Genomic DNA, 15,885 nt, shown 5'->3' with positions numbered 1-15,885 from the left:
AAGGCTTGCCCGCGATGGCGATCTCGCGGACGCCATCGCGGGCAAGCCTTGCTCCCACAGAAAAACCGGCCAGGCCATGGTCAGGTGTTGAGATAACGCCCGATCAGCGCAATCCCGCTCACCAGCACCAGCCACGTCACCAGCCGCACAAAGGCTTCGCGCGACAAGCGCATGGTCAACCGCCGGCCAATCCACAGCCCCAGCGCCATGGCCGGCAACAGGCACAGCGCCAGCACCAGCAAGGGCAGTTCGGCATACACCCCCGCGACCGCAAACAGACTCAAACGCACCACCGTGCTGCAACTGATCAGCGCGCTTTGGGTCGCCCGCGCTTCGTCCTTGGGTAGCCGACTGTTCAGATAGATCGCATACAAAAAGCCGCCACTGCCAAACAATGCGCCAAACATCCCGCCCACGGTGCCCATCGGCAGCGCCCAAACAGCGGACAATTGCTCCGGACGGGTCTTTACCCACAGGCTGTAGACCGCATAGGCACTGATGAACAGTCCCATCAACAGCAGCAACAGGTCGGATTTCAGGTTCAGCAGGAAAATCACCCCCAGGGTGCAGCCCACGCCCATGCATGGCAGTAATCGCAGCAACTCCGGCCTGGCCACATTTCGTCGCGAAGGCAACAGATTGCCAAACGCCGCGACGAAATCCAGCAGCACCAGCAGCGGCACGATTTTCGACAATGGCATGAACAGGATCAGAATCGGCCCCGCCACCAATGCCGTGCCGAACCCGGCGATGCCGAACACGATGTAGGCCAGGGCGATGCCTGTCCCGATCACCAGCCAATCCACTGCGCCAAATGGCCACTGGCTCAACAAATCAAACACACACTTCCCCTTCTTCCTTGAATATCACTGACGACTCTAACCCCTGTGGGAGCGAGCCTGCTCGCGAATTCGATTTTCCATTCAATAAATTCGTTGACTGACACTATGCATTCGCGAGCAGGCTCGCTCCTACAAGGGATTTATGCGGACTCATGGAGATTGTTCACCGAATGCCTTTAAACTGCGCCCCATGATTAAAGATCCCTTTGCAAGACTCGGCCTGGACCGCGAAGTCCTGACCGTCAGCCAGCTCAACGGCCGCGCACGGGTGTTGCTCGAAGACGTGTTCAGCAACATCTGGGTCGAAGGCGAAATCTCCAACCTCGCCCGCCCGGCGTCCGGCCACGTGTATTTCACCCTCAAGGACAGCGGCGCCCAAGTACGTTGCGCGCTCTTCCGGCAGAACGCCGCTCGGGTACGCCAGGCATTGAAGGACGGTCTGGCAGTCAAGGTGCGAGGCAAAGTCTCATTGTTCGAGGGACGCGGCGATTATCAGCTGATCCTCGACACCGTGGAACCCGCCGGCGACGGTGCATTGCGCCTGGCTTTCGATGCTCTGAAGGAAAAACTCAGTGCCGAAGGCCTGTTCAGTGCCGAACGCAAGGTGCCGCTGCCGGCGCATCCGCAACGCATCGGCATCATCAGCTCGCCCACCGGCGCAGTCATCCGCGACATCATCAGCGTGTTCCGCCGCCGCGCGCCGCAGGTGCAACTGACGCTGATCCCCACCGCCGTACAGGGCCGCGAGGCCACCGCGCAGATTGTCCGCGCACTGAAGCTGGCGGACGCCCGGGGCTTCGATGCGCTGATCCTGGCCCGTGGCGGCGGCTCTCTGGAAGACCTCTGGTGCTTCAACGAAGAAGCCGTGGCCCGCGCCGTGGATGCCTGCGTGACACCGATTGTCAGCGCCGTCGGCCATGAAACCGATGTGTCGATTAGTGATTTCGTGGCCGATGTTCGCGCACCCACGCCTTCGGCGGCCGCTGAACTGCTGGCACCGGACTCCAGCGATCTGCTGCGCCGGGTCGAGAGCCTGCACCGCCGGTTGGTGATGCGCATGCGCGACCGCCTGATGCGTGATCGGCTGCGCCTGGAGGGCATCTCCCGCCGACTGCGCCATCCTGGCGAACGCCTGCGTCAGCAAGCGCAGCGGCTGGACGATCTGGACATGCGTATGCGCCGGGCCTTCGAACGCAACCTCAACACCCGCCGCGAACGGCTGATCCGCCTGGAAACCCGCCTGGCCGCGCAGCATCCCGGCCGGCAACTGGCGATGCTGCGTCAACGGCTCGACAGCCTCGCCGAACGTTTGCCCCGTGCCATGCGCGAGGGTTTGAAAAGCCGTCGCCTGCAGCTGCAAAGCCAGATGCAGACACTGCATGTGGTCAGCCCCCTGGCGACCCTCGGCCGCGGCTACAGCATTTTGCTCGACGAGCGCGGCAACGCGATCCGCAGCGCCGGGCAAACCCATACTGGCCAGCGCCTGAAGGCCAAACTGGGTGAAGGCGAACTGCAAGTGCGGGTCGAAGACAATCACCTGACACCCGTCACCCTTTCTTTACTGGATTGATCCATGCCGCGTTTTTTTGCTTCGTGTCTGTTGTTGTGCCTGACTTTCAATGCCCACGCCGACAGCTACATCACGCGCCTGTTGAACAAACCGGTGCCTGGCGGCGTCGCCGTGGTGGACCTGGGCACTTCCGCACAAACGCCGAAAGCCAGTTATCAGGGCAAACCGGTGCTGGTGGTCAAGGAACAGAACAACTGGCTGGCCATTGTCGGCGTGCCACTGACGGTCAAGCCCGGCGCCCAGTCCATCAACAGCAGCGGCCGTAACCTGGGTTTCACCGTCGGTAACAAGAAATACCCGGAACAGCACATCACCCTGAAAAACACCCAACAGGTCAACCCGGACCCGGAAAACCTCAAGCGCATCGAGCGCGAACTGGCCGAGCAGATCGCTGCCTACCGCACGTTCAGCCCGAATACGCCGAGTAACCTGCTGCTGGACAAGCCGGTCAACGGCCCGCTGTCGAGCAAGTTCGGCGTGCGCCGCTTCTTCAATGGTGAAGAACGCAATCCCCACTCGGGTCTGGATTTCGCCGTGCCCGCCGGCACACCGATCAAGACCCCGGCCGCAGGCAAGGTGATCCTGATCGGCAACTACTTCTTCAACGGCAACACTGTGTTTGTCGACCATGGACAGGGTTTCATCAGCATGTTCTGCCACATGTCGAAGATTGACGTGAAGGTTGGGCAGCAACTGGCTCGCGGCGGCGTGGTGGGCAAAGTCGGCGCGACGGGGCGGGCGACCGGGCCGCACATGCACTGGAATGTCAGCCTGAATGATGCGCGGGTGGATCCGGCGATTTTTATCGGGGCGTTTCAGCCTTAAATTTCAGCGAGGCTGATGGCCCCTTCGCAGGCAAGCCCGCTCCTACAGATACAACGCGCTTCTCTGTAGGAGCGGGCTTGCCCGCGAAGGCGGCATCACTGACACAATTACTCCGCCTCCAGATCCTCAATCCCATGGACCTCCCGGTCCGCCAGACAGTGCCTGACCCATTCCTGCGTCTCCACTGAAAACCAGCTCAACTCCTCTGCCGTGATCAACTCCCGCGCGCACAACCCGAGCAAGTGCGAGCGGGCTTCATGACGCGAAAACCTGAAAACACCAAATGCCCAATACAGCTCTTTTTGCCCGCCCTTGAGCAATTCCTCGCTGGCATCGATCCGTTCGTAGGGCGCAATACTCTTGTCCAGCACAATCTTTTCGACGTCCGCCATGATCCGGGTGCACATCCGTTCATGGGCCACCGGGCGCAATACGCAATACTGTTTCCAATCGGACTCGTTCATCGCCGACTCCCGCTTGCCAGTCGAGGCTTTAAAGAAGAATAGCCCCGCTGCGGGCACAAGGTGCCAAAACTGCCGATTGCGCATCGCTCAAACCTTGCGCAAACAACTTGAACATCAAACAAATCCAAAGCAATAAAATCTCGATAAATGCGCCGTGACGAGTATTCCTCTCAATTTTTTTCGACTGCTTGCCATCCTTCCCCCCCGCGGTTAGGGTTGAAGGCATGAAAACCTCTCACACCCTCATTCAGCTCCGCCAGCACCGCAGCCTGTGCCTTGTCAGCGCACGACTGCCGGGCTGAATCGCGGCGCCTCGTCCTACGCTTTACCCAGTACATTCGATCCACCGGCAGGCCGCCTTTTTTCGGCCCACACAATAAGGATTTCCCGATGAGCATGCTCAAAGACCCGTCTTCGAAATACCGCGCCTTCCCGACCATCGACATCCCGGACCGTACCTGGCCGTCGAAAACCATCACCGCCGCCCCGATCTGGTGCAGTTCCGACCTGCGTGATGGTAACCAGTCGCTGATCGAGCCAATGGACGCCGTCAAGAAGCTGCGCTTCTGGAAAACCCTGGTGCAGGTCGGCGTGAAAGAAATCGAAGCCTCCTTCCCGGCCGCTTCGCAAACCGACTTCGACTTCGTGCGCACCCTGATCGAAGGTGGCCACATTCCGGACGACACCACCATCCAGGTGCTGACCCAGGGCCGTGAAGACCTGATCGCGCGCACTTTCGAATCCCTGCGCGGGGCGAAGAAGGCCATCGTTCACCTGTACAACGCGACCTCCCCTTCCTTCCGCCGCATTGTCTTCAACCAGGACAAGGACGGGATCAAGGAAATCGCCGTGAGCGCGGCCAAGCTGTTCGTCAAATACGCTGCCATGCAGCCGGAAACCGAGTGGACCTTCGAGTACTCGCCGGAAACCTTCAGCGCTACCGAACTTGAGTTCGCCAAGGAAGTCTGCGACGCGGTGATCGAAGTCTGGAACCCGACGCCCGAGCACAAGATGATCCTCAACCTGCCGGCTACCGTCGAGTGCGCAACCCCGAACATCTATGCCGACCAGATCGAATGGTTCGGCCGTCACATCAACCGTCGTGACAGCGTGATCATCAGCCTGCACACCCACAACGACCGTGGCACCGGCGTTGCCGCCACCGAACTGGGCCTGATGGCCGGCGCCGACCGTGTCGAAGGCTGCCTGTTCGGCAACGGCGAGCGCACCGGTAACGTCGATCTGGTGACCGTGGCCCTGAACATGTACACCCAAGGTCTTGACCCTGAACTGGACTTCTCCGATATCGACGGCGTACGCAAGGTCGTCGAGGAGTGCAACCAGATCCAGGTTCACCCGCGTCACCCGTACGTCGGCGACCTGGTACACACCGCATTCTCCGGCTCGCACCAGGATGCGATCCGCAAAGGCTTCGCCCAGCAGAAATCCGATGCCCTGTGGGAAGTGCCGTACTTGCCGATCGACCCGGCCGACATCGGCCGCAGCTACGAGGCGGTCATCCGCGTCAACAGCCAGTCGGGCAAGGGTGGTATCGCCTACTTGCTGGAACAGGAATACGGCATCAGCCTGCCGCGTCGCATGCAGATCGAGTTCAGCCAGGTCGTGCAGCGTGAAACCGATCGCCTGGGCCTGGAAATGACCGCCAAGCAGATTCACTCGCTGTTGATCAGCGAATACCTGCAAGCCAACACCCCGTACGCGCTGGTCAGCCATCGCCTGCAGGAAGAAAACGGTCACAGCGCCGTCGAAGTGGAAGTCGCCAGCAAAGGCCAGGGCGAAACCAACCTGCACTGGCGCGGCAAGGGCAACGGCGCCCTGGAAGCCCTGGTGGCCGGTCTGCCGATTCCGGTGGAAATCATGGACTACAACGAACACGCCATCGGCGCGGGCACCAATGCCAAGGCAGCGGCCTACATTGAACTGCGGGTGAATGGCGAGCGTGCGGTGCACGGCGTGGGCATCGATGAAAACATCACCACCGCCAGCTTCAAGGCCCTGTTCAGCGCGCTGAACCGCTCGCTGAGCCAGCCGGAAGCGAAAGCGGCGTAAGCCTTCGCTGTCATGCAAAAGGCCCCGGGGTGCGAACCTCGGGGCCTTTTTGTTTGCCTGTAAATTATGTGATGCCTGTCACGGCCCCATCGCGGGCAAGCCCGCTCCCACAGGTTCTCTGGTGTACAAAAAACTTGAGTACATACAGATCACTGTGGGAGCGGGCTTGCCCGCGATGGGGCCGGTTCAGGCAGCAAAAATCTCAGGTGAGTTCGAAGGTATCGGCATCCAGATTCGCCGGAAACCGTGTGCGATACGCCCCCAGTTCCGCCGCATCCAGCACCACCTTGAACACCCCGTCCGCCTCCCCTGCACTGAGCAATGTCTCGCCCTGGAAATCCAGTACCTGGCTGTCACCGGTATACGCAAAGCCTTTGCCGTCAGTGCCAATACGGTTCACCGCCGCCACATAACACAGGTTCTCGATCGCCCGGGCCGGCAACAAACGATTCCAGTGCTGGCGCCGCGCACCGGGCCAGTTGGCGGTGTACAGCAGAAGGTCCGTGTCCTGTGCGTCGCGGCTCCACACCGGGAAGCGCAGGTCGTAGCAAATCAGCGGTCGCACCCGCCAGCCCTTGAGTTCGAACTGCACCTGACGCTCGCCGGGGGTGTAGTGGTGGTGCTCGCCAGCCATGCGAAACAAATGCCGCTTATCGTAGTGCAGCACTTCGCTGTCCGGCCGCGCCCACAACAGGCGATTGCGATGGCTGCCATCCGCAGCCTGAACGATAACGCTACCGGTGATCACCGCATCGAGACTCAAGGCCTGAGCCCGCAGCCATTTGCTGGTGGGGCCGTTTTCCGCCTCGGCCAGCGTTTCCGACTCCATGGAGAAACCGGTGGTGAACATTTCCGGCAAAATGATCAGATCGGCGCCACGGGCCTGTTCCAGCAACGGCTCGAAATGCTCCAGGTTGGCCTGGCGGTCATGCCAGGCCAGGGAAGTCTGGACCAACGCAACGGTCAGCTTCGGCAACGCACTCAAATCACGCATAGTTTTTCCGCCGCTTCACGCAGGGTCTCCTCACGCTTGGCAAAACACAGCCGTATCAGGCGCTGGCCTTCAGGCGGCTTCTGATAGAACACAGAGATCGGAATGCTCGCGACGCCGTGTTCGCGGGTCATCCACAGCGCCATCTCCACGTCATTGAGGTCCGGGCGGATCTGCGAGTAATCCACCAACTGGAAGTACGTGCCTGTCACTCGGGTGAAGCTGAAGCGCGACGGCGCCAGCAGATCGCAGAACAAATCGCGCTTGGCCTGATAGAAGCCCGGCAACTCTTCGACGTGCTCAGGGTGCTCTGCCATAAAATCGGCCAAGGCATATTGGAGCGGCGTCACGCCACAAAAATTCACGTACTGGTGCACCTTGCGCAATTCCGCCGTAAGGGCCGGTGGTGCGACCACATAGCCAGTTTTCCAGCCTGTGACGTGGTAGGTCTTGCCGAACGAACTGACGACGAATGCACGCTGATACAGCTCTTCATGAGCCAGCACGCTGACGTGGGGCACGCCGTCATACACCAGGTGCTCGTAGACTTCGTCGCTGATCACATAGATATCGCGATCGCGGATCAACGCTGCCAACTGATCGAGTTCGGCACGACTGATCAGCGCACCACTAGGGTTGTGCGGGGTGTTGAGAATGATCATTCGCGTGCGCGGGCTCAGTGCCTGGGCAAGCTTCTCGAAGTCGATACTGAAATCGTTCAGGCCCAGTTGCACGTGCACGCAACGACCACCGGCCAGCTCTACCGAGGGCTCGTAGCTGTCGTACGCCGGGTCAAACACAATGACTTCATCACCGCTGTGGATAACCGCCTGAATGGCACAGAAAATCGCCTCGGTCGCGCCGGGGGTAACCGTCACTTCAGTATCCACATCCACCTGCGCGCCATAACTGCGGGCGATCTTCGCCGCGATCTGCTGACGCAACACCGGCAGCCCTGTCATTGGCGAGTACTGGTTATGGCCATTGGCGATATGTCGGCCGACCGCATCGCACAGGGCCTGCGGGGCAGCGAAATCAGGAAAGCCCTGGGACAGATTGAGCGCGCCGGTCTGAGCCGCGAGCTGAGACATCTGAGTGAAGATAGTGATGCCGACATTCGGCAGCTTACTGGTGATCATCGGTGGTTCCCTGCTCTACACCCGGCTCTACGGCGGCGCGGGAGAGCCCGAGGATAGCCCATCCGGCGCCCATAAAAAAAGGGCGCCAGAGGCACCCTTTTTTCACCCTGCCCCTGGGGGAGCAAGGCTCGCCCGCGATTGCCGCACCGCGGTTGTTCTGACACACCGCGTTATCGTTCATCGCGGGCAAGCCTTGCTCCCACAGAAAGCAGGCAAGGCGTGAATCAGCGTTTGTCGCGACGCTTCTTGTCGGCCTTCTTGTGGTGCGACATCAAGCGACGCTTCTTGTTGACCTGACGGTCGGTGAGCGAGTTCTTGTTGCCTTCGTACGGGTTCTCGCCACCCTTGAATTCGATGCGGATCGGCGTACCGACCAGCTTCAGGACACGGCGATAGGTGTTTTCAAGGTAGCGAACGTAAGACTTCGGCACCTTCTCGATCTGGTTACCGTGAATCACGATGATCGGCGGATTCGCGCCACCCAAGTGGGCATAACGCAGTTTGATCCGACGATTGTTGACCATCGGCGGCGCGTGCTCACCGACCGCATCTTCCAGAATCTGGGTCAGGCGGTTGGTCGGCCAGCGGGTGACCGCGGACTTGAACGAGTTCTGCACCGAAGCGTAGAGGTTGCCCACGCCCGTGCCGTGCAGTGCCGAGATGAAGTGGATGTCGGCGTAGTCAACGAAGAACAGTCGACGTTGCAGCTCGACCTTCACGAAGTCACGCTCGCTCGGCGTCATGCCGTCCCACTTGTTGATCGCGATGACCAGCGCACGACCCGACTCAATGGCAAAGCCCAGCAGGTTGAGGTCGTGGTCCACCACGCCTTCGCGAGCGTCCATCACGAAGATCACCACGTTGGCGTCTTTGATGGCCTGCAGGGTTTTGACCACGGAGAATTTTTCGACTTCTTCGTGGATCTTGCCGCGCTTGCGCACACCGGCGGTGTCGATCAGCGTGTACTTCTCGTCGTTACGCTCGAACGGGATGTAGATACTGTCGCGGGTGGTGCCAGGCTGGTCATACACGATCACCCGGTCTTCACCGAGCATGCGGTTGACCAGAGTCGACTTGCCTACGTTCGGCCGGCCGATGATGGCGATCTTGATCCCGTCTTTTTCGCTCGGACCAGGAATGCGCTTGGCTTCTTCGCCTTCGGCAACGTCCTCTTCCTCGCCTTCTTCCAGCTCGTCTTCGTCTTTCGGGAACTCACTCAGTGCCGCTTCCAGCAACTGGGTGATGCCGCGACCGTGGGCACCGGCGATCGGGATCGCGTGGCCCATGCCCAACGGGGCGAATTCGGCGCGGGCCATTTCAGGGTCGATGTTGTCAACCTTGTTGGCGACTACATGGGAACGCTTGTTACGTTTGCGCAAGTGCTCGGCAATCATCTGGTCGGCGGCGGTGAAACCGGCCTTGGCATCTACCAGGAACAGAACAACATCCGCTTCTTCAATGGCCAGCAGCGACTGCTCGGCCATTTTTTCGTCCATACCGTGTTCGTCACCGGAGATACCGCCGGTGTCGATCAGAATGTAGGAACGCCCTTGCCACTTGGCCTCACCGTACTGGCGATCACGGGTCAGACCGGACAAGTCGCCGACAATGGCGTCGCGAGTCCTGGTCAGGCGGTTGAACAAGGTGGACTTGCCGACGTTCGGTCGGCCCACCAGGGCGATTACGGGAACCATGCGGCTCTCCACTTCGTTATTTCAGAAAATACAAAAGCCGCTGCGAGGCAGCGGCTGGTGCTCGGGGCAATCACCGTGTGTTTTCTTGTAGGAGCGAGCTTGCTCGCGAAAAACGCAAAGTCACCGCGTTTATTCAGGACGCCAACTTCATCGTTGGCGTCCATCGCGAGCAAGCTCGCTCCTACAGTCCTACAACCAGTGAAGCCGCTTGGGGTTAAAACCCAAGCATAGTCGTTACTTAATGGTCAGGGCTTCCAGTTTGCCGCTGTTGCCATATACATAAATCGTGTCACCCACCACCAGCGGACGGGCACGCAGGCCGTCGCTGTCGATGCGTTCGCGGCCGACGAAACGACCGTCCACCTGACTCAGCAGGTGCAGGTAACCTTCCAGGTCACCGACTGCAACGTAGCTGGAGAACACTTCCGGTGCCGACAGTTGACGGCGGGCCAGCGAATCGTTGCTCCACAGGGCAGTGGTGGAACGTTCGTCGACGCCTTCAACGGTGCCCGAAGACAGGCTCACATAGACGCTACCAAAACCCTGGGCGACGCCAGCGTAGCTGGAAGCATCACGCTGCCACAGCTGACGACCGCTTTGCAGGTCCAGTGCCGCAACCCGACCCTGATAGCTCGCGACATAAATCTTGTCGCCGGACAGCAGCAGGCCGCCGTCGATGTCGACGACGCGCTCCAGCTCCGAACGACCTTGCGGGATCGCTACACGCTGTTCCCACACCGGCACGCCGTTGGAAATGTCGAGAGCGACCACTTTACCGGTCGACAAGCCAGCCACTGCGAGGCGGTTGGTGACGATCGGCGCACTGGTGCCACGCAGGGTCAGTACGGCAGGCGTGCTGTCGTACAACCAGCGCTGGTTGCCGGTGGCGGCATCCAGGCCGATCAGACGGTCGTCCTGGGTTTGGACCACGACCACATCACCGTTGTTGGCGGGTGGTGCGAGGACTTCGCTGGACACGCGAGCGCGCCATTTCTCTTCACCGTTGATGGCGTCCAGGGCAACGATTTCACCCTTGAGCGTACCAATCGTCAGCAGACCGTAACCAACGCCAACGGCACCGGAAACAGGCAGTTCGAGATCTTTCTTCCACTTGACGTCGCCGTTGCTGCGATTCAGCGCCATCACCACACCGGTCACATCGGCGGCATAGATGGTATCGCCATCGATGGCCGGTACCAGCATGTTGTAGGTTTCGCCCTGACCGTCACCGATCGAACGACTCCATTGTTTCTTCAGAACCACTTCTTCCTTGAAATCGGTCAACTCGGCCGGTGGCAGTTCTTTCTTGCTGTTGCTGCTGCAACCCGCGGCCAGAATGGCCAGAGCCAGCAATGCTGCATGTTTCCAACGAATCACGTCACGCATCCCCTTTGGCCAGGTCGTCCAGCTTGATTTGTAGGCCACCGACCGCCGCTTCATCCGACAGTGCCGCCTTGGCTTTTTGATACGCCGCGTGCGCTTCATCGGTACGACCCAGCTGCACCAGCAGGTCGCCCTTGAGTTCTTCGCGAGTCGCCAGGAAGGCCTTGTCGGCATCGCCTTCGAGCAGTTTCAGGGCTTCGTCGGCCTTGTTCTGCGCGGCCAATACTTGTGCCAGGCGCTGACGGGCGATTTCGCCCAGCGCCGGATTGGCCGGCTTGGCAACGATGGCTTTCAGCTCGCTGGCTGCGTCATCGAGCTTGCCGCTGTCGACGGCGACTTTCGCCACGAACAGGCTGCCGTATTGCGCATAGGCGCTACCGCCGAACTCGCTGTTGAGCTTGGCCGCCAGGTCCGAAACACGGGCCGCATCAGGCTTGCCACTAGGCGTCAGCGTGGTTTCCAGCAGTTGCTGATAGAGCATCGAGGCGCCTTGCGACTGATTGCTCTGATACTTGTGAAAGGCTTGCCAGCCGAACACGATGACCAGCGCCAACAGGCCGCCAGTGACCAGGGGCTTGCCGTTGCGTGACCACCAGTCCTTCAAATCCGCCAGCTGTTCCTCTTCGGTACTCGACACCCCAATACTCCTTAATCGCTAATTCGGCTGTTTATGACAGCTTCAACCCTGCACGACGCAGGTGGCCAGGTGTGCAGCAAGCGCATCCCAGGCAATACTTTGTTGTTCGCCCTGGCCACGCAGGGGTTTGAAACCTACCACTTGCTGGGCCATCTCGTCGTCACCGAGGATCAGTGCATACAGTGCACCGCTCTTGTCGGCTTTTTTGAACTGGCTTTTGAAGCTGCCCGCGCCGGCATTCACTTGCAGGCGCAGGTTGGGCAATTGGTCACGCACACGCTCGGCCAGGGCCAGACCGGCCAGCTCGGCTTCTTCACCGAAGGCGCAGAGGTAGACATCCACCTGACGGGAGATCTCTTCCGGGATCTGCTCCAGGGTTTCCAGCAACAGGACGAGGCGCTCGATGCCCATGGCGAAACCGACACCCGTGGTCGGCTTGCCACCCATCTGCTCGACCAGGCCGTCGTAGCGACCACCGGCACACACGGTGCCCTGGGCACCCAGTTTGTCGGTGACCCATTCAAAAACGGTCTTGCTGTAGTAATCCAGCCCGCGAACCAGCTTCGGGTTGATCACGTAAGGAATACCGGCGGCGTCCAGACGAGCCTTGAGGCCCTCGAAGTGCACACGGGACTCTTCGTCGAGGTAGTCGGCCATTTTCGGCGCATCGACCAGGATCGCCTGAGTGTCGGCGTTCTTGGTGTCCAGTACCCGCAGCGGGTTGGTTTTCAGGCGACGCTGGCTGTCTTCGTCCAGCTTGTCCAGATGCCCGGACAGGAACTCGACCAGGGCTTCACGATAACGGCCACGGGATTCGCTGGTGCCCAGGCTGTTGAGCTCGAGCTTGACCGCATCGCGGATTCCCAGCTCGCCCCACAGGCGCCAGGTCAGCACGATCAGCTCGGCATCGATGTCCGGACCGTCGAGGTTGAACACTTCGACGCCAATCTGGTGGAACTGGCGGTAACGGCCTTTCTGCGGACGCTCGTGGCGAAACATCGGACCGATGTACCAAAGCTTCTGCACCTGGCCGCCGCCGGTGATGCCGTGTTCCAGCACAGCACGCACACACGCCGCGGTACCTTCGGGACGCAGGGTCAGCGAATCACCGTTGCGATCTTCGAAGGTGTACATCTCTTTTTCGACGATGTCGGTCACTTCACCGATAGAGCGCTTGAACAGCTCGGTGAACTCGACGATCGGCATACGAATCTGCTTGTAACCGTAGTTATCCAGCAGGCGCGAAACTTTGCCTTCGAAATGACGCCACAGCGGGGTCTGTTCGGGCAGGATGTCGTTCATGCCACGAATGGCTTGCAGAGACTTGCTCACAAAATTTCCTTAATTCGTTCGATCAGCCGCGCGCGATGACGGCAGCGTCAGCTTCGACCTTTTCGGCCGCTTTCTGGCGGATCAAGCGTTCAAGCTCATCCACCAGATTGTCATTCGTCAGTTTCTGCGACGGCTTGCCGTCGATGTAAATCAGGTTTGGCGTGCCGCCGGTCAAGCCGATATGGGCTTCCTTGGCTTCACCCGGCCCGTTGACCACGCAACCGATGACCGCGACATCCAGCGGCACCAGCAGGTCTTCAAGGCGCCCTTCCAGCTCGTTCATGGTCTTGACCACATCGAAGTTCTGCCGCGAGCAGCTCGGGCAGGCGATGAAGTTGATGCCACGGGAGCGCAGGTGCAGGGATTTGAGAATGTCGTAGCCGACTTTCACTTCCTCGACCGGATCAGCCGCCAACGAGATGCGGATAGTATCGCCAATCCCTTCGGCGAGCAGCATACCGAGGCCCACGGCGGATTTCACCGTGCCTGAACGCAAACCACCGGCTTCGGTGATGCCCAGGTGCAACGGCTGGACGATTTCCTTGGCCAGCAGGCGATAGGCTTCGACGGCCATGAACACGTCGGAGGCTTTCACGCTGACCTTGAAGTCCTGGAAGTTCAGGCGTTCAAGGTGCTCGACGTGGCGCAGGGCCGACTCGACCAGCGCGGCCGGGGTCGGCTCGCCGTATTTCTTTTGCAGGTCTTTTTCCAGGGAACCTGCGTTGACGCCGATGCGAATCGGAATCCCGCGATCACGGGCGGCATCGACCACGGCGCGTACGCGATCTTCACGACCGATGTTGCCCGGGTTGATTCGCAGGCAGTCGACACCCAGTTCGGCGACGCGCAACGCAATGCGGTAGTCGAAATGGATATCGGCCACCAACGGCACCTTGACCAGTTGCTTGATCTTGCCGAAGGCCTCGGCGGCATCCATGTCCGGTACGGATACCCGCACGATATCGACGCCGGCCGCTTCCAGACGATTGATCTGCGCCACGGTGGCAGCGACATCATTGGTGTCACTGTTGGTCATGCTCTGTACAGCGATAGGTGCATCGCCGCCAACAGGCACGTTACCGACCCAGATCTTGCGGGACTCGCGACGTTTGATTGGAGATTCGCCGTGCATGAGTTATTGACCCAACTTCAGGCGAGCAGTCTCGCCACTGGTGAACGGAGCTACATCGACCGCCTGGCCGTTGTAGCTGACCTGCGCGCCACGGGCGAAGCCCAGGCGTACGGCAAACGGTGGCTTGCCGCTGACGGAAAGGCTGTCGCCTTTACGCTTGAGACCACTAAATAGCACCTTGCCACCGCCGTCGGTCACTTGTGTCCAGCAATCGGCGGTGAATTGCAATTGAACCTGTCCGTGGCCTGCGACCGGAGCAGCTGCCGGAGCCGGTGTGGCAGCGGCTTGCGCGGGAATGCTCGGGGCAATCGGTGCAGTCACAGTCGGTGCCGGTACGGCGGGAACAGCCGGGGCTGGAGTCGCAGGCGTCGCGACAACCGGAGCAGGGCTGTGCACGGGTGCTGTTGGCACTGGAGCCGCAGGTGCCGAAACTTGAGTTTCAGCCGGTGCTTCAGCCGAAGTCTCGGCCTGTGGCAATGCCAGAGCAGTGGAATTTTCAGCCTGACCTTCCGCGACAGCCTGATCTTCCGGCTCGTCCAGCGGATGAATCTGGGTAGTGCCGTCGGCGCCTTCGACTTCCACGTGTTCAGGGGTCAGGCTGACCTGGTCCTTGGTGCGCAGCGAGGTTTGATCCTGCCACCAGACAAAACCACCGCCAATCACCGCCACCAGCAGCAACAGGCTGACAATGCGCAGGATAGTGTGGGAAACCCGGACCGGCTCTTCGATACGACCCAGGCTATGCACGCTGCTACCCTGGGAGTCGGTGCCGGTGGATTGGTCGAACTGCTGAACCAGAACGGCCTGGTCCATGCCGAGCAATTTGGCATAGGCACGAATATAGCCGCGAGCAAAGGTGTGCCCAGGCAGCTTGTCGAAATCGCCGGCCTCCAGATTGCTCAGGGAACTGACGGTGAGGTTGAGCTTGAGGGCCACTTCGGCCAGCGACCAGCCATTGCTTTCGCGGGCCTGGCGCAAGGTCTCACCGGGGTTAACGCGATTCGCTGCTACAACTTCGGGATGCGCCGCTTTCATCATTGCTCCGACAGGTATTGCTGATATTCCGGTGTACCGGGATAGAGTCGTTTTAATTGCAGGCCATAACTGGCGGCCTTGTCGCGATCTTCAAACACTTTTGCCAGCCGAACGCCGAGCAATAGACTACGTGCATTTTGCTCGGTGAGCAGGCTAAAACGATCGTAGTAGTCACGCGCGGGCACATAATGCCTGTCTTCGTAAGACAACTCAGCCATTTCCAGCAATGCACGCGGTTGTTGGCGATTCAAACGCAGGGCTTTTTCCAGTTGCTGCTGGGCCAGGTCGCGCTGGCCGAGCATCGAAGCGGTCATGCCCAGGTTCTCGAACACTCGCGAACGCTCAGGATACAGGGTATCGGCGGCGGCCTGCTCAAAGCGCTCGTAGGCTTCCTTGTAACGTTTTTGCTCGAAAAGAAAACTGCCGTAGTTGTTGAGGATCCGTGCATCGGCGGGACGGGAAGACAGCGCCTTGCGAAAGTGCTGGTCAGCCAGTTCCGGCTCCATCTCGGCCTGGAACACCAACCCCAGCGCAGCGTTGGCGTCCGGGTCCGCACCATCCAGCTCCAGCGCTTTTTTCAGTGGCACTTTCGCCCGCTCGGTCATGCCCTGCTGCAGATAACCGATGCCCAGTTGCACATACGCCTCACGCGCTTCGTCGCGGCCCTTGCTGGTCTTCATCGGGTTGTAATCGCCCGAAAGCACACAGCCAGCACAAAGGCTGGCCAATAGCAAAAGCAGCGCAAAGCGCAGGGACATAGAGATCCTCTCT

At 60.2% G+C, this 15,885-nt stretch carries 15 protein-coding genes; 3 read left to right on the top strand and 12 right to left on the bottom strand.

Features of this window, described 5'->3' with window-relative positions; all coding sequences use genetic code 11:
* Positions 1 to 80: 80 nt before the first annotated feature.
* Positions 81 to 842 carry a sulfite exporter TauE/SafE family protein gene (locus GPL81_RS10685; RefSeq protein ID WP_160106697.1) on the bottom strand — a complete coding sequence of 254 codons (762 nt, stop codon included), beginning with the start codon at positions 840 to 842 and terminating at the stop codon, positions 81 to 83.
* A 190-nt stretch (positions 843 to 1,032) separates the two neighbouring features.
* Here GPL81_RS10685 and xseA point away from each other — a divergent pair, with 190 nt between their 5' ends.
* Together xseA and GPL81_RS10675 are read left to right on the top strand one after the other, a co-directional pair.
* On the top strand, positions 1,033 to 2,412 hold the full coding sequence (xseA, locus tag GPL81_RS10680) for an exodeoxyribonuclease VII large subunit (RefSeq protein WP_160106696.1): 1,380 nt from the start codon (positions 1,033 to 1,035) through the stop codon (positions 2,410 to 2,412).
* 3 nt (positions 2,413 to 2,415) lie between these two features.
* Positions 2,416 to 3,237, top strand: coding sequence for a peptidoglycan DD-metalloendopeptidase family protein (locus GPL81_RS10675; RefSeq protein WP_096513302.1), 822 nt, complete (start codon positions 2,416 to 2,418; stop codon positions 3,235 to 3,237).
* 107 nt (positions 3,238 to 3,344) lie between these two features.
* Here GPL81_RS10675 and GPL81_RS10670 read toward each other — a convergent pair whose 3' ends face one another.
* On the bottom strand, positions 3,345 to 3,701 hold the full coding sequence (locus GPL81_RS10670; protein ID WP_160106695.1) for a hypothetical protein: 357 nt from the start codon (positions 3,699 to 3,701) through the stop codon (positions 3,345 to 3,347).
* Between the two features lie 28 nt (positions 3,702 to 3,729).
* Positions 3,730 to 3,927 carry a hypothetical protein gene (locus tag GPL81_RS10665; RefSeq protein WP_160106694.1) on the bottom strand — a complete coding sequence of 66 codons (198 nt, stop codon included), beginning with the start codon at positions 3,925 to 3,927 and terminating at the stop codon, positions 3,730 to 3,732.
* 164 nt (positions 3,928 to 4,091) lie between these two features.
* On the opposite strand from GPL81_RS10665, the gene leuA reads away from it, so the two are divergent.
* A complete protein-coding gene (gene leuA / locus GPL81_RS10660; RefSeq protein WP_160106693.1) occupies positions 4,092 to 5,771 on the top strand; it encodes a 2-isopropylmalate synthase in 1,680 nt (559 codons plus the stop codon).
* 202 nt (positions 5,772 to 5,973) lie between these two features.
* On the opposite strand, the gene GPL81_RS10655 is transcribed toward leuA, so the two are convergent.
* The 9 genes from GPL81_RS10655 to pilW all read right to left on the bottom strand — a co-directional run bounded on the left by GPL81_RS10655 (position 5,974) and on the right by pilW (position 15,872).
* Entirely contained in the window at positions 5,974 to 6,765 is a 792-nt protein-coding gene (locus GPL81_RS10655) for an amidohydrolase (RefSeq protein WP_160106692.1), read from the bottom strand.
* Positions 6,753 to 7,901: a pyridoxal phosphate-dependent aminotransferase gene (locus tag GPL81_RS10650; protein ID WP_160106691.1), complete on the bottom strand. Its 1,149-nt coding sequence runs from the start codon at positions 7,899 to 7,901 to the stop codon at positions 6,753 to 6,755. The genes GPL81_RS10655 and GPL81_RS10650 overlap by 13 nt, the downstream gene beginning before the upstream one ends.
* Before the next feature lie 224 nt (positions 7,902 to 8,125).
* Positions 8,126 to 9,595, bottom strand: coding sequence for a ribosome biogenesis GTPase Der (gene der, locus GPL81_RS10645; protein ID WP_095193769.1), 1,470 nt, complete (start codon positions 9,593 to 9,595; stop codon positions 8,126 to 8,128).
* A gap of 234 nt (positions 9,596 to 9,829) precedes the next feature.
* Entirely contained in the window at positions 9,830 to 10,981 is a 1,152-nt protein-coding gene (bamB, locus tag GPL81_RS10640) for an outer membrane protein assembly factor BamB (protein WP_096513310.1), read from the bottom strand.
* The gene (locus tag GPL81_RS10635; protein ID WP_096513311.1) at positions 10,974 to 11,615 is read right to left on the bottom strand and encodes a tetratricopeptide repeat protein; all 642 of its coding nucleotides are present in this window, start codon (positions 11,613 to 11,615) and stop codon (positions 10,974 to 10,976) included. Before GPL81_RS10635 ends, bamB begins: the two co-directional genes overlap by 8 nt.
* 42 nt (positions 11,616 to 11,657) lie before the next feature.
* Positions 11,658 to 12,947: a histidine--tRNA ligase gene (hisS, locus tag GPL81_RS10630; RefSeq protein WP_096513312.1), complete on the bottom strand. Its 1,290-nt coding sequence runs from the start codon at positions 12,945 to 12,947 to the stop codon at positions 11,658 to 11,660.
* A gap of 22 nt (positions 12,948 to 12,969) precedes the next feature.
* On the bottom strand, positions 12,970 to 14,079 hold the full coding sequence (gene ispG, locus GPL81_RS10625; protein WP_003185136.1) for a flavodoxin-dependent (E)-4-hydroxy-3-methylbut-2-enyl-diphosphate synthase: 1,110 nt from the start codon (positions 14,077 to 14,079) through the stop codon (positions 12,970 to 12,972).
* A gap of 3 nt (positions 14,080 to 14,082) precedes the next feature.
* A complete protein-coding gene (locus tag GPL81_RS10620) occupies positions 14,083 to 15,114 on the bottom strand; it encodes a RodZ domain-containing protein (protein ID WP_160106690.1) in 1,032 nt (343 codons plus the stop codon).
* Positions 15,114 to 15,872, bottom strand: a complete 759-nt coding sequence (gene pilW / locus GPL81_RS10615) for a type IV pilus biogenesis/stability protein PilW (protein ID WP_160106689.1) — start codon at positions 15,870 to 15,872, stop codon at positions 15,114 to 15,116. Before pilW ends, GPL81_RS10620 begins: the two co-directional genes overlap by 1 nt.
* Between the last annotated feature and the right edge of the window lie 13 nt (positions 15,873 to 15,885).

The organism is Pseudomonas izuensis, from assembly GCF_009861505.1.
GTDB lineage: Bacteria > Pseudomonadota > Gammaproteobacteria > Pseudomonadales > Pseudomonadaceae > Aquipseudomonas > Aquipseudomonas izuensis.
Note: the sequence above shows the minus strand (reverse complement) of the source record. Positions and strands in the feature narration are given on the sequence as shown.

Bases quoted from the DNA above. Each gene is read 5' to 3' on its own strand.
- xseA (WP_160106696.1), top strand. From the start codon at position 1,033: ATGATTAAAGATCCCTTTGCAAGACTCGGCCTGGACCGCGAAGTCCTG.
- GPL81_RS10675 (WP_096513302.1), top strand. From the start codon at position 2,416: ATGCCGCGTTTTTTTGCTTCGTGTCTGTTGTTGTGCCTGACTTTCAAT.
- GPL81_RS10670 (WP_160106695.1), bottom strand. From the start codon at position 3,701: ATGAACGAGTCCGATTGGAAACAGTATTGCGTATTGCGCCCGGTGGCC.
- GPL81_RS10665 (WP_160106694.1), bottom strand. From the start codon at position 3,927: ATGCCTTCAACCCTAACCGCGGGGGGGAAGGATGGCAAGCAGTCGAAA.
- leuA (WP_160106693.1), top strand. From the start codon at position 4,092: ATGAGCATGCTCAAAGACCCGTCTTCGAAATACCGCGCCTTCCCGACC.
- GPL81_RS10655 (WP_160106692.1), bottom strand. From the start codon at position 6,765: ATGCGTGATTTGAGTGCGTTGCCGAAGCTGACCGTTGCGTTGGTCCAG.
- GPL81_RS10650 (WP_160106691.1), bottom strand. From the start codon at position 7,901: ATGATCACCAGTAAGCTGCCGAATGTCGGCATCACTATCTTCACTCAG.
- der (WP_095193769.1), bottom strand. From the start codon at position 9,595: ATGGTTCCCGTAATCGCCCTGGTGGGCCGACCGAACGTCGGCAAGTCC.
- bamB (WP_096513310.1), bottom strand. From the start codon at position 10,981: ATGCGTGACGTGATTCGTTGGAAACATGCAGCATTGCTGGCTCTGGCC.
- ispG (WP_003185136.1), bottom strand. From the start codon at position 14,079: ATGCACGGCGAATCTCCAATCAAACGTCGCGAGTCCCGCAAGATCTGG.
- GPL81_RS10620 (WP_160106690.1), bottom strand. From the start codon at position 15,114: ATGAAAGCGGCGCATCCCGAAGTTGTAGCAGCGAATCGCGTTAACCCC.
- pilW (WP_160106689.1), bottom strand. From the start codon at position 15,872: ATGTCCCTGCGCTTTGCGCTGCTTTTGCTATTGGCCAGCCTTTGTGCT.